Here is an 18,828-nt window from a genome sequence, read left to right as displayed (position 1 = left end):
TCGGTGCGCTGGTGACGGGCGCGATTTCCTTCGTCGTCCTCATGGGTCTGACGCCGATCGCACCGACCGCCGCGGTGGTGAAGACCGCGACCGTCGTCAACGGCGTCTTCGTTCTGCTGCTTTGCGTCCTGATCGCACGCGAGGTCGTGCGAATGACGAAGGCCCGACGCCACGGCAAAGCGGCGTCCCGTCTTCATGTGCGCATCGTGCTGCTCTTCTCGATCGTCGCGGCACTGCCCGCGCTGCTCGTAGCGATCGTGGCGGGCATCACGCTCGATCTTGGCCTCGATCGCTGGTTCGAGATTCGGACCCGCACCATCATCGACTCGTCGATCAACGTCGCCGAAGCCTACGTCAACGAGAACGCGCGCAATCTTCAGGGCTCGACGCTCTCGATGGCGCAGGAACTGCGGGGACAGCGACAGCTTTTCAGTCTCGACCGGACGGGGTTTCAGGACCTTCTGACGGAGCAGGCGCGGGGACGCTCGCTGCTCGGGGCGCAACTCCTGAACGGCGACGGTTCGCCGTTCCTGAGAGCAGACATTCCCGTCGAGCGCCCGCTGCCGGTGCCGCCGGCGGACGCGCTCCAGCAGGCATCCCAGGGAAACCTCGTCTTCATCCCGCCGGGCGTTACGAACCTCGTCGGTGCGGTGATGCGCCTGCGCGAATTCGGCGATGTCTATCTCTACACGATCCGGGTCGTGGACCCCGAGGTCATCGGCGCGCTGCGGCTGATGCGCGAGCGCACGGCGGAATATTCCAGTCTTGCCGACAACCGCTTCGGCCTGCAGATCGCGTTCGCGCTTCTCTATCTCGGCATCACGTTGATCGTCCTCCTGTCGGCCATCTGGACCGGCATCGGGGTAGCAGACCGTCTGGTGCGGCCGATCCGTCTTCTCATCTCGGCCGCCGACGAGGTCAGCGAGGGCAATCTCGGCGTTTCGGTGCCGGTGCGCGTGTCGGATGGCGACGTCGGTTCCCTCTCCAACACGTTCAACAACATGATCCGCCAGCTTCGCAGCCAGCGGCACGAGCTGGTCAACGCGAAGGACGTGATCGACGAGCGCCGACGCTTTACCGAGGCGGTGCTGTCGGGCGTCACGGCGGGCGTCATGGGCGTCGACCGGCGCGGCGAGATTTCGATGCTGAACCCGTCGGCCGAGCACATCCTGTCGATCCGCGGCGCCGACGTCGTCGGGCGGCCGCTGGAGGAGGTGCTGCCGGCCCTCAGCGAGGTCTACGCCGCGGCCCGCCATTCGCGCCGCCGCGAGCATCAGGAGCAGATCAAGCAGCGGGTGCGCGACCGCGAGCGGACGCTCGACGTGCGCGTGACATCCGAGGAGGAGGAGGCCGGCGTCAGCGCGAGCGTCGTCACGATCGACGACATCACCGATCTCGTCGATGCCCAGCGTTCCTCGGCCTGGGCTGACGTCGCACGGCGCATCGCGCACGAGATCAAGAACCCGCTGACCCCGATCCAACTTTCGGCCGAGCGCATCCGTCGTCGCTACGGCAAGTTCATCGAGACCGATCGCGAGATTTTCGACCGCTGCGTCGACACCATCATCCGGCAGGTCGCCGACATCGGGCGCATGGTGGACGAGTTCTCGCAGTTCGCGCGCATGCCGAAGCCGACGCTGGAGGACCGGGACCTGCGCGAGGCGCTGCGGGAAGCCGTCTTCATGCGCGAGCTCGCCGCGCAAGGCATCACGATCGAGGGTGAGTTCGGCGACAGGCCGCTGATGGGCTCCTACGACCTCCGCCTCCTATCGCAGGCCTTTGGCAATCTCGTGAAGAACGCCGTCGAGGCGATGGAGCCGATGGAGAACCAAGCGGGCCGCATCGTGGTCCGCGCGTTCCAGATCGATGGAACGAACGTCGTGGAGATCGAAGATAATGGCCTCGGCTTCCCGAAGGAGGATCGAGATCGCCTTCTCGAGCCCTATATGACGACCCGCGAAAAGGGGACGGGGCTCGGTCTCGCGATCGTGCGCAAGATCGTGGAGGAGCACGGCGGCACGATCGCGCTCGACGACGCGCCGAACTTCGACCACGGCGCCCTGGTCCGCATCCGCCTTCCAGCCGACGACACGTCCAAGACCGCCCCGACGACGAACTCAGAAGAATACGGTGAACACTGATGGCAGCGGATATCCTCATCGTTGACGACGAAGCCGACATCCGCGAGCTCGTCGCCGGCCTTCTCGACGACGAGGGCTACGAGACGCGCATGGCGAGCAATTCGGACGCGGCGCTGCAGGCGATCGCCGACCGCGTGCCCCGCCTGATCTTCCTCGACATCTGGCTGCAGGGCAGCCGCCTCGACGGGCTGGACGTCCTCGACGCGATCCGCGCGCAGCATCCGGAAGTCCCGGTCGTCATGATTTCTGGCCACGGCAATATCGAGACCGCCGTTTCGGCCATCCGGCGCGGTGCCTACGATTACATCGAAAAGCCCTTCAAGGCCGACCGTCTGGTGCTCATCGCCGAACGCGCGTTGGAGACATCGAAGCTGAAGCGCGAGGTCTCGGAGCTGAAGCGCCGGTCGAGCGATTCGCCGGATCTCCTCGGCAAGTCGCACCCGATGAACCAGCTGCGCGCGACGATCGAGCGCGTCGCGCCGACCAACAGCCGCGTGATGATCCTCGGACCCTCCGGCTCCGGAAAGGAGATGGTCGCGCGTGCGATCCATGCGGCCTCGGCGCGCGCCAAGGGGCCGTTCATCGCTTTGAATGCGGCGGCCATCACGCCGGATCGAATGGAGGTCGAACTCTTCGGCACCGAAACGCCGCCCGGCATGGAGCGCAAGGTCGGGGCGCTGGAGGAAGCGCATGGCGGCGTTCTCTATCTCGACGAGGTCGGCGACATGCCGCGCGAGACGCAGAACAAGATTTTGCGCGTCCTGACCGAGCAGACATTCGAGCGCGTCGGCGGCGCCAAGCGCGTCAAGGTCGACGTGCGCATCATCTCCTCGACGTCGCAGAATCTGGAATCGCTGATGGCCGAAGGCTCGTTCCGCGAGGATCTGTTCCACCGCCTCGCGGTGGTGCCGATTTCGGTGCCGCCGCTGGCGGATCGGCGTTCCGACATTCCGATCCTGATCGACGCCTTCATGAAGCAGATCGGTGAGCAGACGGGCATCCGCCCGAAGGCACTGAGTCCCGAGGCGTTGGCCGTCCTCCAGTCGAGCGACTGGCCGGGCAACATTCGGCAGCTTCGCAACAATATCGAGCGGCTGATGATCCTGTCGCGGCAGGACGGCGCCGAGGCGATTTCCGCCGACATGCTGCCGCACGAGGTGAGCGACATGCTGCCAAGGACGCCGAGCCAGTCGGACGGACGGATTCTGGCGCTGCCGCTGCGCGACGCGCGCGAGGTGTTCGAGAAGGAGTATCTCGTCGCCCAGATCAACCGCTTCGGCGGCAACATCTCGCGCACGGCCGAGTTCGTCGGCATGGAACGCTCCGCGCTGCACCGGAAGCTGAAGTCGCTCGGCATCTAGGCGGACGCCGGTCATGCCCATGAAGATCGTGATCTGCGGCGCCGGTCAGGTCGGCTACGGCATTGCCGAGAGCCTTTCGGCGGAGAGGAACGACGTGTCGGTGATCGATACGTCGCAGGCCCTCATCGCCAACATCCGCGAGAACCTCGACGCCAAGGGCATCGTCGGGCACGGCGCCTTTCCCGATACGCTGGCGGAGGCCGGCGCGGCGGAGGCCGACATGCTGATCGCCGTGACGCTTCACGACGAGGTCAACATGGTCGCCTGCCAGGTGGCCCATTCGCTGTTTAACGTGCCAACCAAGATCGCGCGCATCCGCAGCCAGGCCTATCTCCAGCCGCACTGGCAAGACCTCTTCTCGACCGATCACATGCCGATCGACGTCGTGATCTCGCCCGAGGTCGAGGTCGCGCAGATGGTCCTTCGGCGCATCGCTCTGCCGGGCGCGGTCGATACGGTACGGTTCTCGGAGGGCGCGATCTCGCTGATCGCGATCGAATGCGGCGAGGAATGCCCGGTGCTCGGCACGCCGCTCGGTCAGCTGTCCGAGCTTTTTCCGGATCTCGGCGCGACCGTGGTCGGCGTCCTGCGGGACGGAGCGATCTTCATTCCCAACGCCGTCGACATTCTCTACGCGGGCGATCTCGCCTACGTCATCGTCGAGCAGTCGCAGGTCCGCCGAGCGCTGACGATCTTCGGCCATGAGGAGCCGGACGTCGGCCGTATTGTCATCGCCGGCGGCGGCAATGTTGGCATGACGGTCGCGATGGAGATGGAGAGCCGCAACCTCGCATCGCGCCTGCGCCTCGTCGAAGCCGATGGGACCCGAGCGCTCAACGTCGCCGACAAGCTGAAGCGTACGATCGTCCTTCAGGGCAGCGCGCTCGATCCGGCGATCCTGCGGGAGGCCGAGATCGGCGACGCCGATCTCATGGTCTCGCTGACCAACGACGATCAGATCAACGTGCTGAGTTCCGCCATGGCCAAGCGCCTCGGCGCGAAGTCGAACCTGGCCCTCATCAACAGCCCGACCTTTCAGGATCTTGCGAAGCACCTCGGCATCGACGCGGTGCTGAACCCGCGCTCCGTCACGACCTCGCGCATCCTCCAGCATGTCCGGCGGGGCCGCATCCGCGCCGTGCATTCGGTGCAGAACGGCATGGCCGAGGCGATCGAAGCCGAGGCGCTCGAGACGTCGCCGCTGGTCGGGCAGCCGCTGCGCGATCTCGACATTCCCGACGGTATGCGAATCGGCGCGATCACCCGCAACGGCGTCTTCATTCGTCCGACCGGCCAGACGCGCATTCGGCCGAAGGATCGGGTCGTCCTCTTCGTGCGATCCGACACCGTGCGGCAAGTGGAACAGTTTTTTCGCGTCAGCCTCGAGTTCTTCTGATGTGGCGATGCAACGCCGCGATACCTATCTCCGTCTCGGTCCACACGAACGATCAAGCCGTATTGAACGCGTCGTCCGGCTGAAGGACAACCTTCGGCGGCGGCGCGTCCTCGTGGACCGCGATTTCCGTCCGTTCGCGCCTTGATGGCGCGGGCACGGCAAGAACAAGAACAGGACAGCCCGATGGCCGAACGCGCGCAGAACCTTCAGGATCTCTTCCTCAACACCGTCCGCAAGCAGAAGATCTCGCTGACGATCTTCCTCGTGAACGGCGTCAAGCTGACCGGGGTCGTGACCTCGTTCGACAATTTCTGCGTTCTCCTGCGTCGCGACGGCCACTCGCAGCTCGTCTACAAGCACGCCATTTCCACGATCATGCCGTCCCAGCCCGTCAACATGAACGACGGCGGGGACGAGGACAGGAAGGTCTGATTGACCGAATACACCGAAGAACATGGGCACGAGCCCCGCACCCCGATCGAGCACGAGCGCGTTCCCACGCGAGCCGCCGTCTTCGTGCCGGTCGTGCGCCAACGCAATCCGGCCGACGATGGGTCGGAAGCCGTCCGGCGCGGTGACGAGGAGCGGCTGGTCGAGGCGGAAGGCCTTGCGCTGGCGATCGAACTCGACGTCGTCGCCCGCGGTATCGTTCCGGTTTCGAAGATCCAGCCCGCGACGCTCATCGGCTCCGGCAAGGTCGAGGAACTCGCCGGCCTGATCGCGGCCGAGAAGATCGGTCTCGTGATCGTCGACCATCCGCTGACGCCCGTGCAGCAGCGCAATCTGGAAAAAGAGCTGAACGCCAAGGTTCTCGATCGGACGGGTCTCATCCTCGAGATCTTCGGCCGGCGCGCGCGGACCAAGGAAGGCCGGCTTCAGGTCGAACTCGCTCACCTCAACTACCAGCGCGGGCGCCTGGTTCGCTCGTGGACCCACCTCGAACGCCAGCGCGGCGGCGCGGGCTTCCTCGGCGGTCCCGGCGAAACGCAGATCGAGTCCGACCGGCGTCAGCTGCAGGAAAAGATCAAGCGCCTGGAGAAGGAGCTCGATCAGGTACGCCGCACGCGCTCGCTGCACCGCGCCAAGCGCAAGAAGGCGCCGCACCCGATCGTCGCGCTCGTCGGCTACACCAATGCCGGCAAGTCGACGCTGTTCAACAAGGTGACGGGCGCGGAGGTCCTGGCGAAGGACCTTCTCTTCGCGACGCTCGACCCGACCCTGCGCCGGATCAACCTTCCGCACGGGACCGAGGTCATCTTCTCCGATACGGTCGGCTTTATCTCCGACCTTCCGACGCACCTTGTCGCCGCCTTCCGGGCCACGCTGGAAGAGGTGGTCGAGGCCGATATCGTCTTGCACGTGCGCGACATCGCCAACCCGGACACGGCGGCGCAGGCCGCGGACGTGCGCAAGATCCTCGCCGATCTCGAGATCGACGCCGACGACCCGGAACACGTCATCGAGGTCTGGAACAAGGCCGACCGGCTCGACGATCAGGCGCGCGCGCAGGTGGAACTCTCGGCCGCGTCGCATCCGCGGGGGCAGGCGGTTCACATCGTCTCGGCGCTGACGGGCGAGAACGTGTCGGCGCTCCTCGCCGACATCGAGGGCCGGATCGCGGGTCTTGCCGAACCGGTGTCGCTGACGGTGCCGGCCGATGCGCTCGGCATCCTGCCTTGGGTCTACGACAACAGTGTCGTGCGCGAGCGCGAGGATCTTGAGAACGGCAGCGTCCAGTTGTCGATCGACCTGACACGGGCGGCGCGCTCGGACCTCCTTCGGCTGAAGCACAAGCATCCCGACGTGCAGATCGAGGGCTTGCCGGCGCTGGAAGAGGTTGACGACTGACAGGCGAAAGCGGTGGGCTTGGAGCCCGCCGCCTCTAGCGCTCCAGTTTGACTTCCGCCCCCTTGGCGCGCTGCCACAGGGCCTCCTGCTCATAGAGGTCCATGCCGCCCAATGTCCTCCCGTCGGCTGCCGCCTGCGCTTCCATCGCGGCGAATCGCGACCGGAATTTCGCGGTCGTGCGGCGCAGGGCAGCGTCGGGATCGATCTCGTAGCGCCGTGCGAGGTTGACCACGGTGAAGAGGATGTCGCCGAGTTCGGACTCCTGCGCGTCGCGGTCCGGCGTCCGCGCCGCCGCCTCGAACTCGTCGGTCTCCTCCCGCAGCTTTGCGAGGATCGGCTCGGGCTTCGTCCAGTCGAAACCGACCGTCGCCGCCTTCTCCTGAATCTTGCGCGAAAGCGCCAGAGCGGGCAGGGCACCGGGCACTGAATCGAGCAGCCCGCCGCTCATCTCGTCCCGGCTTGGGGTCCATTCCCCGGAGGCGCCCTCGGCCGCGGTTGCGGTGCGGGCTCGCTCCCGCGCTTCGCGCCGCTCCTGCTTCTCTTCCGCCTTGATCCGTTCCCACTGACCCTTGGCCGACCGGGCGGAGCGGGCTTCCGCATCGCCGAAGACGTGGGGATGCCGGCGGATCATCTTGGTGGTGATCCCCTCGACCACGTCCTCGAAGGTGAAGAGACCGAGTTCGCCAGCCATCTGCGCGTAGTAGACGACCTGCAGCAGCAGGTCGCCGAGTTCCTCGCGCAGGTCCTGCGCATCACGGCGCTCGATGGCGTCGACGACCTCGTAGGTTTCCTCGATCGTGTAGGGGATGATCGAATCGAATGTCTGCTCGACATCCCAGGGGCAGCCCGTCTCCGGCTGCCGGAGGGCCGCCATGATCTCGACGAGCCGAGCGATGTCGCGGGAAGGCTGCATGGGAAAACACCGGGTTGCGGAGCGTTGACGCCCCGTTCCTGAACCACTTCGTCCGGCAAGCCAAGCCTTCGAGGATCGCGTCGCCGTCGGCAGCGCTTTAGCGAGTCCGCAATCTCGCGAGCGCATCTTGGCGGACAGGTTCGCAGCCCCCGGGACCCGTCGATGGACACGTTACGCTCTCTATCCGAAGCCGCCGCATCGGCCGTCCTCGATGCGATGATCGTCCTAATCCTTCCCACGATCGCATTCGTCGCCCTGTCTCTTGCGGTGAAGCGGCGACGCGCCGTCGCGGACGCGTTCCGCGCCAGTCCCGAAATGGGCACCAACCTCGTCATCCATCTGTTCGACGCCCTGACGATCGGACCGCTTCTTGCCTTCTTCGTCGTGTGGTTCCACGACTTCGCCCCGGCGCACGGCCTCCAGCTGGTTCCGGCCGGCGCGTGGGATGCGATCGGTCTGCCGTTTCTCGTAGCGTTCGTCGCCGTCTTCTGCGGCGATTTCATCGGGTACTGGCGTCATCGACTGGAGCATTCCTGGCTGCTCTGGCCTTCACATGCCGTGCACCACAGCGACACGGAAATGACGTGGACGACGCTGTCGCGCTTCCATCCGATCAATCGCGTCACGACGACGGTCATCGACGGCGCGTTTCTGACCATGATGGGATTCCCGCCCTACGCGGTCGTCGCCAATGCGCTGGTGCGTCACTACTACGGCCATTTCGTCCATGCCGACCTTCCTTGGACCTACGGACCGCTTGGACGCATCTTCGTCTCGCCCGCGATGCATCGGTGGCATCATGCGCTCGATCGACGAGCTTTTCATACGAACTACGCCACGGTCTTCTCGCTGTTCGACGTCTGGTTCGGCACTCATCGCGTGCCCGGCCCCTGCGACGCGCCGCTCGGCGTGACCGACACGATGGCGCCCGGCGCGTTCGGTCAATTGACGCATCCGCTGAAGCGTTCGTCCTACAAGCGCTGGAAAAAGCGCAGGGCTCCGGCGCCGGCCGCACCGACGATCGGTGTCGATCCGGCCTGAGCGCTTCGTGATGACCGGAAACGCTGACGCAAGGCGAAGGGAGGAGTGGTGAGCGCGCTGGGACTCGAACCCAGGACCTACAGATTAAAAGTCCGTTGCTCTACCAACTGAGCTACGCGCTCGCTCGCGATGCGAGATCGCGGCTGAAAGCTGGCGAACCATAGAAAGGTGGACCCGGCGGGTCAACCGGCCGAACCCGCATTTGCCCGCATTTCGCCGCTACGATAGGACAGGACAAATCGCCGCCGCAACACGAGACGAGTGCCGACGCCCTTGCTTCCCGATCCGACATTCTCGGCCGCGCTCGTGGCGGGCGCCCTGTCATTCCTGTCCCCTTGCGTCCTGCCGCTCGTGCCGCCGTATCTCTGCTACATGGCAGGTGTCTCGGTGGACGATCTGCGCCAGACGTCGCGCGCGTCCGTGCGCGGGCAGGGACGGATCGTCGCGGCGGCGGTCTTCTTCGTTCTCGGCTTCTCGACGGTGTTCGTGGCGCTCGGAGCCGGCGCGAGTTCGATCGGCTATCTTCTGCGCACCAACCTCGACTGGTTGAGCATCATAGCCGGGCTCGCGATCATCGCCATGGGCCTCAATTTCCTGGGTGTGTTCCGTATCGCCTTCCTGTCGCGCGAGGCGCGGTTCCAGGCGCCTTCCGAGCGCGGAAACCTTCTGGGCGCCTATGCGATGGGCCTCGCCTTCGCCTTCGGCTGGACGCCCTGCATCGGGCCCGTCCTCGGTGCGATCCTCGGGGTTGCGGGTTCGACGCAGACCGTCGGCAGCGGTGCGGGCCTCCTCGCCGTCTACTCGCTGGGGCTCGGCATCCCGTTCCTTCTCGCGGCGATCTTCTCGGGCGCCTTCCTGCGCGCGCTGCAGGGCTTCCGGTCTCATCTCGGCACCGTCGAGAAGGTGATGGGTGGTCTCCTCGTCCTCACCGGCATCCTGTTCCTGACGGGAGGCATGCAGGCCATGGCCTTCTGGCTTCTCGAAACCTTCCCCGCATTCCAGCGAATCGGCTGACCCAATCGACGCCGTGCCCCATCGGCCGGCCGGAGAACGATCGATGACGAGAACCTGTCTTTCCGTGGTCCTTGCTGCCGGCGAGGGTACCCGCATGAAGTCACGCCGGACCAAGGTCCTGCACGAGGTCGCCGGGCGGGCGCTGGTCGCGCATGTTCTGGCGAGCGCGGCCAATGCGGGATCGGACGCCGTGGCCCTCGTCGTCGGCCGCGACGCGGAGGCCGTCACGGCCTTGGGACAGGCGCTCGGCCATCCCGCTCAAAGCTTCGAGCAGACGGAACGTCTCGGCACCGCCCATGCGGTGCTCGCGGCGCGCGCGGCGATCTCGGAAGGCTACGACGACGTACTCGTCCTCTTCGGAGACACGCCGCTCCTGTCGGCGGAGACGCTGCGCCGTGCGCGACTTCAACTGGCCGATGGCGTGGCCGTCTGCGTCGTCGGTTTCGAGGCGGCGGATCCGACCGGCTACGGACGTCTCCTTCTCGATGGCGGACAGCTTCTCGCCATCCGCGAGGACAAGGACGCGACAGCGGAAGAGCGGCGCGTGCGGCTGTGCAACAGCGGCGTAATGGCGCTCGACGGCCGGCATGCGCTCTCGCTTCTTGAGCGCGTCGGCAATGCGAATGCAAAGGGCGAGTTCTATCTGACGGACGTCGTAGAGATCGCGCGGGCCGATGGTCTCGGCGTTCGCGTGGTGCTCGCCGACGAGGTCGAGACGCTCGGCGTCAACACCCGCGCCGATCTCGCCCGTATCGAGCACCTGTTCCAGGAACGCCGCCGCGCCGAGATGATGGCGGCCGGCGTCACGCTGGTCGCCCCGCATACCGTCTTCTTCTCGGCGGACACGACGATCGAGCCCGATGTCGTCGTCGAGCCGAACGTCGTCTTCGGCCCGGGTGTCTCGATTGCCACCGGCACTGTGATCCATGCGTTCTCGCACGTCGAAGGCGCCCGGATCGGTACGGATGTCTCGATCGGACCGTTCGCGCGCCTCCGGCCGGGCACGGAGATCGAGGCGAAGGCGCGCGTCGGAAATTTCGTGGAGACCAAGAATACCAAGCTCGCGGCCGGCGCGAAGGTGAACCACCTGACCTATCTCGGCGATGCGTCCGTTGGTCCGCGCTCCAACATCGGTGCCGGTACGATCACCTGCAACTACGATGGCTTCAACAAGTATCGGACCGCGATCGGCGCGGACGCGTTCATCGGCTCGAACTCATCGCTGGTCGCGCCTCTCGTGATCGGCGACGGCGCCTATGTGGGATCGGGCAGCGTCGTCACGGAGGACGTGCCGGACGAGGCGCTCGCCATCGGTCGCGGCCGGCAGGTGACGAAGGCGGGGCGCGGCGCCGAGATCAACGCCCGCAACGCGGCCCGCAAGGCCGGACGCTCGTGACCTTTCGGGTCGAGGTTTCACCGGTACGTTAACGTGCCGCTTGGCCCGGCCATGCTAGGGCTCGAGGCGGATCGAATCGAGGGCTTTGGCTATGTGCGGCATCATCGGGATCGTCAGTCGGGAGCCGGTGGCGCACCGCCTCGTCGAGGCGTTGAAGCGGCTGGAATACCGAGGCTACGATTCGGCCGGCGTCGCGACCCTCGACGGCGGCCGGCTCGACCGGCGACGCGCCGAGGGCAAGCTGCGCAACCTCGAGGCCCGGCTGGCCGACGAGCCGCTCGGCGGCACCATCGGCATCGGCCATACCCGCTGGGCGACGCATGGCGTGCCCAACGAACCCAACGCCCATCCGCATTTTGCCGACGGTGTCGCCGTCGTCCATAACGGCATCATCGAGAACTTCGCCGAACTGAAGCGCGACCTTCAGGCGGAAGGCGCGCACTTCGCCAGCCAGACCGATACCGAAGTCGTCGCCCATCTACTGGCGCGCTTCCGGCGCGAGGGCGCCGGTCGGCGCGAGGCGATGGAACGGCTTCTGAAGTCCATCACCGGCGCCTACGCGCTCGCCGTGATGTTCGAGGACGATCCGTCCACCGTCATGGCCGCGCGCTCGGGCCCGCCTCTCGCTATCGGCTACGGCGAGGGCGAGATGTTCCTCGGGTCCGATGCCATCGCGCTTTCCCCGTTCACCGACGAGGTGAGCTATCTCGAGGACGGCGACTGGGCCATCATCGGCCGCGAAGGCGCCCAGGTGTTCGACGCCGACAACCGTCCGGTGGAGCGCCCGCGCCGCCGATCGGTCGGCAAGCAGCACTATGTCGACAAGGGCAACCACCGCCACTTCATGCAGAAGGAAATCTACGAGCAGCCCGAGGTGATCGGGCACACGCTCGGAGCCTTCGTCGACATGACGACCGGGCGCACGCGAATCCCCGCCGGCGCCGAACTCGACTTCACCGACGTCCGCCGGATGGCCATTTCCGCCTGTGGCACGGGCTTCTACGCCGGCATGGTCGGCCGCTACTATTTCGAGCGCTATGGTCGGATCGCATGCGATCTCGATGTGGCCTCGGAGTTCCGCTACCGGGAGAGCCCGCTTGGCGACGTCGACCTGTCGCTCTTCGTTTCGCAGTCCGGCGAGACGGCCGATACGCTGGCTTCGTTGCGCTACGCCAAGGCCGAAGGGCTGAAAACGGCGGCGATCGTCAACGTGCAAGGGTCGACGATCGCGCGCGAGGCCGATGCCGCACTGCCGACGTTGGCCGGGCCGGAGATCGGCGTCGCGTCGACCAAGGCCTTTACCTGCCAGCTGACTGCACTGGCAGCCCTGTCGGTTCGTGCGGGTGTCCAGCGCGGCGTGCTGTCGGCCGAGCAGGAATCGGAACTGACGCAGGCGCTGGCCGAGGCGCCGCGCATGGTCAACGCGGCGCTCCATGTCGAGCACGAGATCGAGGCGTTGGCGCGCGAGATGGCGACCTATCGCCATGCGCTGTTCCTCGGCCGGGGGTTCTCCTTCCCGTTAGCGATGGAAGGTGCGCTCAAGCTCAAGGAAATCAGCTACATTCACGCGGAAGGTTATGCAGCGGGTGAGCTGAAGCACGGGCCAATCGCCTTGATCGACGAGACGATGCCGGTGATCGTCGTGGCGCCCTACGACCGCGTCTTCGAGAAGACGGTGTCGAACATGCAGGAGGTCGCTGCGCGTGGCGGGCGGATCATCCTCTTCACCGACGAACGCGGTGCGGAAGCCGGCAAGGGCGTCAACGCCCGTACGATTCTCTTACCTGAGATGCCGGAGATTCTGACGCCGATCGTCTACAGCGTGCCGCTTCAGCTGCTCGCCTACCACACGGCGGTGCAGATGGGCACGGACGTCGACCAGCCGCGCAATCTCGCAAAGTCCGTGACCGTCGAGTAGCGCTCACCCCGCACGGAGCAGGCGGATCGCGTCGTCCTTGCCGAAGAGGTAGAGGAGATTGCGGATCGCCTGGCCGCGAGGCGAGGCGAGCTCCTTGTCGGTCGCCAGCAGCAGCCGCGCGTCGTCGCGCGCGATCTCAAGCAGATTGGCGTGCTCCTCCAGCCGGGCGATGCGGAACGACTGCACGCCCGACTGCCGCGTTCCGAGAAGGTCGCCTTCACCACGCAGGCGCAGGTCCTCTTCCGCGATGCGGAAGCCATCGTTGCTCTCGCGCATGACGGCGAGGCGGGCCTTGGCCGTTTCGCCGAGCGGCGCCTTGTAGAGGAGGACGCAGGACGAGGCCTTCTCGCCGCGGCCGACCCGCCCGCGCAACTGGTGAAGCTGCGACAGGCCGAAGCGTTCGGCATGCTCGATGACGATGATCGAGGCATCGGGAACGTCGACGCCGACCTCGATCACGGTGGTGGCGACGACGATCCGCGTCGCGCCCGACTTGAAGTCGGCCATCACGCGGTCCTTCTCCTCGGCGTTCATCCGTCCATGAACGAGGCCGACCCGGTCGCCGAAGAACTGGCGCAGCACCTCGGCGCGCTCTTCGGCCGCCGTCAGTTCGCTCTTGTCGCTTTCCTCGACCAGCGGGCAGACCCAGTAGAGCTTGTCGCCTTCCTCGATCGCCTGGCGGGCACGCGAGACGATGTCGTCGAGCCGCTCGAACGGAATGGCGACCGTGGTGATCGGCTTGCGGCCGGCCGGCTTCCCGTGAAGGCGCGAGACGTCCATGTCGCCGAAGGCGGCGAGCACGAGGGTGCGCGGGATGGGGGTGGCGGTCATGACGAGAAGGTCGGGCGCGCGGCCCTTGCGCGTCAGGCTGAGGCGCTGGTGGACGCCGAAGCGATGCTGCTCGTCCACCACCACCAGGCCGAGATCGTGGTAGGCGACATCGTCCTGGAAGAGGGCATGGGTGCCGACCACGATGTCGGCCTCGCCGTTGGCGATCGCGTTCAGCTTGGCCGTGCGCACGCGTCCATTGTCGCGGCCGGTCAGAAGCACGATCGACAGGCCCGCCGCCTCGCAGAAGCGCGCGAGGCCGGCGAAATGCTGGCGCGCGAGGATCTCGGTCGGCGCAAGAAGGGCCGACTGCGCGCCGGACTCCTTGGCGGCTGCCATGGCGAGCAGCGCCACGACCGTCTTGCCGGCGCCGACGTCGCCCTGCAGCAGGCGAAGCATGCGAACGGGCTTGGCCATATCGGCATGAATTTCGCCGAGCACCTGCCGTTGGCCGTCGGTCAGCGCGAAGGGAAGCGCCGCCTCAGCCCTCGCCCGAACCGCTCCGTCATCGCCGAGCGATCGACCGGGCTTACGCCGCGCCCGTTCGCGGGCGAGCGCCAAGGCCATCTGGCTGGCGAGAAGTTCGTCATAGGCCAAGCGTCTGTAAGTCGGCTTATCGGGTTGAAGGTCGCTCGGATCAGCTGGACGATGAAGCTGCGTCAGTGCGTCAGTGAATGCCGGAAATCTCTCGCGAGCGAAGACGCCGGGCTCTATCCATTCGGGCAGCGACGGAAGCCGTTCGAGCGCGCTGTCGACGCTCCGGCGCAGAACCTTGCCCGAGAGACCGGCGGTGAGCGGATAGACCGGCTCGACCAGCGGGAGGGAGGCCGCATCCTCGGCCCGCCCGACGAAATCGGGGTGCACCATCGAGGCGCGCCCGTTGAAGCGCTCGACCTTGCCCGAGACGAGCAACGTCTCGCCGAGCGGCAGCAGTTTCTCCAGCCATTGCGGCTGGGCGCGGAAGTAGGTGAGGGCGATCTCGTCCGTCTCGTCGAAGGCGATGACGCGGGTCGGTTGGTTTCGCGCCTCGCGCGAGGGGACGATGTAGCGATCGATCCGCACCTCGAGCGTCACCAGCGTGCCGTCCGGCGCGCCGCGGATCGTCTCGCGCCGCCGACGATCGATGACGCCGCTCGGCAGGTGGAACAGAAGGTCGCGCACCTTTGCGCCGTCCTGCGCGCCCGGTGGCGAGACGAGCCCGTCGAGAAGCTTCGAAAGTTTGGGTCCGACACCGGGCACGGTGGCGACCGAGGCAAAGAGCGGATCGAGTTCGGCAGGGCGCATGGGCGGTGTTTATCGTCTGTTCTCCCTCTCGCATAGGCTGACACCGCCCGCTTCGGCGCCTATATCGGGTCGCAGCGGGAAGGGCGCGACAGGCGTCCGGCCCGATCTGTGTTCACAAGACGGGCTGATGCGATGACCGGCACGACGCGATCCTCCTCCGACCTCGACCCGCGCCGCCGCAAGGCGCTGTTCCGGTCCTGGCACCGGGGCACGCGCGAGATGGACCTAGTCCTCGGCCGATTCGCCGACGCCGAGATCGACAAGCTCGACGACGAGGAGCTTGGCGTGTTCGAGCACCTCATGGAGGCGCCCGACCGCGATCTCTTCTCGTGGCTGACCGGCTCGTCCGAGACGCCGGCCAACTACGACACGCCGGTCTTCCGCCGGATCCGATCGTATTACGAGCTGAACGACGAGGCGCGGGCGTGAGTTCGGCGGCGGTCCTTCAGAAGCAGCTGAAGAAGGGCGGCAGCCTGCGCATCGGCAACGTGCTCGACGGTTACGAGCCGTTCCTGCTGGCCGAGATCGCGCGCCACCGTGGCGGCTCGAATCCGATCGTCTTCGTCATGCGCGACGGCAACCGAATGGGCGAACTGGAAGACGCTCTGCGTTTCGTCGCGCCGGATCTTCCCGTCCTGACGCTGCCGGCCTGGGACTGCCTGCCGTACGATCGTGTCGGTCCGTCGTCGGAAGCCGCCGCGCGTCGCCTGTCGGCGATGTCGGCCATCGGCGCCCTGCGGCGGGACCCGCACCGGGCGATCATCCTCACGAGCGCCAACGCGCTTCTTCAGAAGATGCCGCCGCTGCAGGTTCTGCAGGACGAGACGATCTCGGCCAAGGCCAGCGGGCGCATCTCGATGGACCATATCGTCCGCGTCCTGCAGCGCGGCGGGTTCGAGCGTCAGACGACAGTGCGCGAACGCGGCGAATTCGCGGTGCGCGGCGGCATCCTCGACCTGTTCGCGCCGGGCGACGAGGAGCCGCTTCGCCTCGATTTCTTCGGCGACACGCTGGAATCGATCCGCAGCTTCGATCCGGCCAGCCAGCGCACCACCGGCCAGCGTAAGAGCTTCGAGCTGGCCCCGGTCTCCGAAGTCACGCTGACGGAAGAGACCATCTCGCGATTCCGGACCAACTATGTCCGGCGCTTCGGCGCGCCGTCTCGCGACGATGCGCTCTACACATCGATCAGCGATGGCCGCCGCTTCAGCGGCATGGAGCACTGGCTGCCGCTGTTCTACGAGAGCGTCGAGACGCTGTTCGACTATGTCGACGGTTTCCCGATGGTTCTCGATCACCTCGTGGTGGAGGCGATCGGCGAACGGCGCAAGCTGGTCCTCGACTATTACGAGGCGCGTCGCCGGGGCATCGCCGAGGCAAGCGCAGGGTCGGTTCCCTACAATCCGCTCGGTCCGCAGGAACTCTACCTCACCGATGACGAACTGAACGGCCGGATCGCCGGCGCCGATCCCGTGCGCCTGTCGGCCTACGCGATCACCGACGCGGGTTTCCAGACCGAGGTCGTGAACCTCGACGTCCACCGCGGCCGCAACTTCGCGGCCGAACGGCAGGCGGAGGACGTCAATGTCTTCAAGGTCGCCGTCGACCACATCTCCCGCCTGCGCGCCGCCGGCAAGCAGGTCATCCTCGCCGCATGGTCGGAAGGGTCGCGCGAGCGCTTGACCCAGGTCGTCGAAGAGCATGGCCTGGGCAACATCAAGCCGGTCGAGAGCTATGCCCGCGCGCTCGAAGTCGGCAAAAACATTATCGCGACGGCGGTTCTGGGCATCGAGGCGGGCTTCGAGACCGACCGCATCGCCGTCGTCGGCGAGCAGGACATCCTCGGCGACCGTCTTGTCCGGCGCGGGCGCAAGAAGAAGCGCGGCGCGGACTTCATTTCCGAGGTGACCGGCCTCGACGAAGGCGACATCGTCGTGCACGTCGACCATGGCATCGGCCGCTTCGTCGGGCTTCGCAAGATCGAGGCGGCCGGCGCGCCGCACGACTGCCTGGAACTGCGCTACGCCAACGACGACCGGCTGTTCCTGCCGGTCGAGAACATCGAGCTTCTGTCGCGTTACGGCGGCGAGGGGTCCGAGGCGATCCTCGACAAGCTCGGGGGCGGCGCCTGGCAGGCGCGCAAGGCGAAGCTCAAGAAGCGCCTCCTCGACATGGCCGGCGGTCTCATCCGCATCGCCGCCGAGCGCGAGATGCGCGGCGCGCCGAAGCTCGTGCCCCCGGAAGGGCTGTGGGGCGAGTTCCAGGCGCGCTTCCCTTACGAGGAAACCGAGGACCAGCAGAACGCGATCGACGCGGTGGCCGACGACCTGTCGGCCGGCAAGCCGATGGACCGGCTGGTCTGCGGCGACGTCGGCTTCGGCAAGACCGAGGTCGCGCTGCGCGCCGCCTTCATCGCGGCGATGAACGGCCTTCAGGTCGCAGTCGTGGTGCCGACGACGCTTCTGGCACGCCAGCACTTCAAGACCTTTTCCGAGCGCTTCCGCGGCCTGCCGCTGAACCTCGCACAGGCGTCGCGGCTGGTGACGACCAAGGAACTCAACGAGACGAAGAAGGGCCTGAAGGAAGGGCAGATCGACATCGTCGTCGGCACCCATGCCCTGCTCGGCAAGGCGGTCGACTTCAAGCAGCTCGGCCTCCTCATCATCGACGAGGAGCAGCACTTCGGCGTCAAGCACAAGGAGCGGCTGAAGGAGCTGAAGTCGGACATCCACGTCCTGACGCTCTCGGCGACGCCGATCCCGCGCACGCTGCAGCTGGCGCTGACGGGCGTGCGCGAACTCTCGCTGATCACGACCGCCCCGGTCGACCGCATGGCGGTACGCACCTTCATCGCGCCGTTCGACCCGCTGGTGGTGCGCGAGACGCTGCTGCGCGAGCGCTATCGCGGCGGCCAGAGCTTCTACGTCGCGCCGCGCTTGGCCGACCTAGCGGGCATCAAGGAGTTCCTCGACGAGCAGGTGCCGGAGCTGAAGGTCGCGATCGCCCACGGGCAGATGCCGTCCGGCGAGCTCGACGACATCATGAACGCCTTCTACGAGGGGCAGTACGACGTTCTGCTCTCGACGACGATCGTCGAATCGGGCCTCGACATTCCTTCGGCCAACACGATGATCGTTCACCGGGCGGACATGTTCGGCCTCGCCCAGCTATACCAGCTGCGCGGACGCGTCGGCCGTTCGAAGCAGCGCGCCTATGCCCTGATGACGATCCCGGCCAACAAGACGCCGACGGCGGGCGCCGACCGACGCCTCAAGGTGCTGCAGTCGCTCGATACGCTGGGTGCCGGTTTCCAGCTCGCCAGCCACGATCTCGACCAGCGCGGGGCGGGCAATCTCCTCGGCGACGAGCAGAGCGGTCACATCAAGGAGGTCGGCTTCGAACTCTACCAGCAGATGCTGGAGGAGGCGGTCGCCGAGATGAAGGGTGTCGAGGTCGAGAACGACGGCTCGTGGTCGCCGCAGATCACGCTCGGCACGGCCGTGATGATCCCGGAGGGCTACGTCCCGGACCTCCAGCTCCGCATGACGCTGTACCGGCGCCTGGCGGACCTGACCGAAGCGCGCGAGATCGACGCCTTCGGCGCCGAACTGATCGACCGCTTCGGGCCGATGCCGGTGGAGGTCGAGCACCTCCTGAAGGTCGTCTTCATCAAGGCGCTGTGCCGCCG

13 protein-coding genes and 1 tRNA gene are annotated in these 18,828 nt (G+C 66.6%); 11 read left to right on the top strand and 3 right to left on the bottom strand.

Going from position 1 to position 18,828, the window contains the following annotated elements:
- The 5 genes from QZ753_RS12165 to hflX form a co-directional block, all read left to right on the top strand.
- Positions 1–2,141 (top strand): PAS domain-containing sensor histidine kinase (locus tag QZ753_RS12165; RefSeq protein ID WP_294644072.1); only part of this gene is annotated, 2,141 nt, incomplete at its 5' end.
- Positions 2,141–3,502, top strand: a complete 1,362-nt coding sequence (locus tag QZ753_RS12160) for a sigma-54 dependent transcriptional regulator (RefSeq protein ID WP_294644071.1) — start codon at positions 2,141–2,143, stop codon at positions 3,500–3,502. The genes QZ753_RS12165 and QZ753_RS12160, both read left to right, overlap by 1 nt.
- Positions 3,503–3,521: 19 nt before the next feature.
- Entirely contained in the window at positions 3,522–4,898 is a 1,377-nt protein-coding gene (trkA, locus tag QZ753_RS12155) for a Trk system potassium transporter TrkA (protein ID WP_294644075.1), read from the top strand.
- Between the two features lie 183 nt (positions 4,899–5,081).
- On the top strand, positions 5,082–5,330 hold the full coding sequence (hfq, locus tag QZ753_RS12150) for an RNA chaperone Hfq (RefSeq protein WP_055885716.1): 249 nt from the start codon (positions 5,082–5,084) through the stop codon (positions 5,328–5,330).
- Between the two features lie 45 nt (positions 5,331–5,375).
- Entirely contained in the window at positions 5,376–6,746 is a 1,371-nt protein-coding gene (gene hflX / locus QZ753_RS12145; RefSeq protein ID WP_294644074.1) for a GTPase HflX, read from the top strand.
- A 34-nt stretch (positions 6,747–6,780) separates the two neighbouring features.
- On the opposite strand, the gene mazG is transcribed toward hflX, so the two are convergent.
- A complete protein-coding gene (mazG, locus tag QZ753_RS12140) occupies positions 6,781–7,659 on the bottom strand; it encodes a nucleoside triphosphate pyrophosphohydrolase (RefSeq protein ID WP_294644070.1) in 879 nt (292 codons plus the stop codon).
- Positions 7,660–7,821: 162 nt separating this feature from the next.
- Between mazG and QZ753_RS12135 the strand changes: the two genes are divergently transcribed.
- Positions 7,822–8,700, top strand: a complete 879-nt coding sequence (locus tag QZ753_RS12135; protein WP_294644069.1) for a sterol desaturase family protein — start codon at positions 7,822–7,824, stop codon at positions 8,698–8,700.
- 46 nt (positions 8,701–8,746) lie between these two features.
- Here QZ753_RS12135 and QZ753_RS12130 read toward each other — a convergent pair.
- Positions 8,747–8,822 (bottom strand) — tRNA-Lys (locus tag QZ753_RS12130).
- Positions 8,823–8,961: 139 nt separating this feature from the next.
- On the opposite strand from QZ753_RS12130, the gene QZ753_RS12125 reads away from it, so the two are divergent.
- The 3 genes from QZ753_RS12125 to glmS all read left to right on the top strand — a co-directional run bounded on the left by QZ753_RS12125 (position 8,962) and on the right by glmS (position 13,028).
- A complete protein-coding gene (locus QZ753_RS12125) occupies positions 8,962–9,714 on the top strand; it encodes a cytochrome c biogenesis CcdA family protein (RefSeq protein ID WP_294644068.1) in 753 nt (250 codons plus the stop codon).
- A 43-nt stretch (positions 9,715–9,757) separates the two neighbouring features.
- Positions 9,758–11,110, top strand: coding sequence for a bifunctional UDP-N-acetylglucosamine diphosphorylase/glucosamine-1-phosphate N-acetyltransferase GlmU (gene glmU, locus QZ753_RS12120; protein ID WP_294644066.1), 1,353 nt, complete (start codon positions 9,758–9,760; stop codon positions 11,108–11,110).
- 91 nt (positions 11,111–11,201) lie between these two features.
- A complete protein-coding gene (gene glmS / locus QZ753_RS12115) occupies positions 11,202–13,028 on the top strand; it encodes a glutamine--fructose-6-phosphate transaminase (isomerizing) (RefSeq protein ID WP_294644063.1) in 1,827 nt (608 codons plus the stop codon).
- 3 nt (positions 13,029–13,031) lie between these two features.
- Here glmS and recG read toward each other — a convergent pair whose 3' ends face one another.
- On the bottom strand, positions 13,032–15,140 hold the full coding sequence (gene recG, locus QZ753_RS12110; RefSeq protein WP_294644060.1) for an ATP-dependent DNA helicase RecG: 2,109 nt from the start codon (positions 15,138–15,140) through the stop codon (positions 13,032–13,034).
- A gap of 132 nt (positions 15,141–15,272) precedes the next feature.
- Here recG and QZ753_RS12105 point away from each other — a divergent pair, with 132 nt between their 5' ends.
- Positions 15,273–15,569, top strand: a complete 297-nt coding sequence (locus QZ753_RS12105) for a succinate dehydrogenase assembly factor 2 (protein WP_294644058.1) — start codon at positions 15,273–15,275, stop codon at positions 15,567–15,569.
- A gap of 137 nt (positions 15,570–15,706) precedes the next feature.
- A partial coding sequence (mfd, locus tag QZ753_RS12100; RefSeq protein ID WP_294644073.1) for a transcription-repair coupling factor occupies positions 15,707–18,828 on the top strand: 3,122 nt, incomplete at its 3' end.

The organism is uncultured Aureimonas sp. (genome assembly GCF_913775355.1).
GTDB lineage: Bacteria > Pseudomonadota > Alphaproteobacteria > Rhizobiales > Rhizobiaceae > Aureimonas.
Note: the sequence above shows the minus strand (reverse complement) of the source record. Positions and strands in the feature narration are given on the sequence as shown.

Bases quoted from the DNA above. Each gene is read 5' to 3' on its own strand.
- QZ753_RS12135 (WP_294644069.1), top strand. From the start codon at position 7,822: ATGGACACGTTACGCTCTCTATCCGAAGCCGCCGCATCGGCCGTCCTC.
- glmS (WP_294644063.1), top strand. From the start codon at position 11,202: ATGTGCGGCATCATCGGGATCGTCAGTCGGGAGCCGGTGGCGCACCGC.
- mazG (WP_294644070.1), bottom strand. From the start codon at position 7,659: ATGCAGCCTTCCCGCGACATCGCTCGGCTCGTCGAGATCATGGCGGCC.
- QZ753_RS12105 (WP_294644058.1), top strand. From the start codon at position 15,273: ATGACCGGCACGACGCGATCCTCCTCCGACCTCGACCCGCGCCGCCGC.
- QZ753_RS12160 (WP_294644071.1), top strand. From the start codon at position 2,141: ATGGCAGCGGATATCCTCATCGTTGACGACGAAGCCGACATCCGCGAG.
- glmU (WP_294644066.1), top strand. From the start codon at position 9,758: ATGACGAGAACCTGTCTTTCCGTGGTCCTTGCTGCCGGCGAGGGTACC.
- hfq (WP_055885716.1), top strand. From the start codon at position 5,082: ATGGCCGAACGCGCGCAGAACCTTCAGGATCTCTTCCTCAACACCGTC.
- recG (WP_294644060.1), bottom strand. From the start codon at position 15,140: ATGCGCCCTGCCGAACTCGATCCGCTCTTTGCCTCGGTCGCCACCGTG.
- trkA (WP_294644075.1), top strand. From the start codon at position 3,522: ATGAAGATCGTGATCTGCGGCGCCGGTCAGGTCGGCTACGGCATTGCC.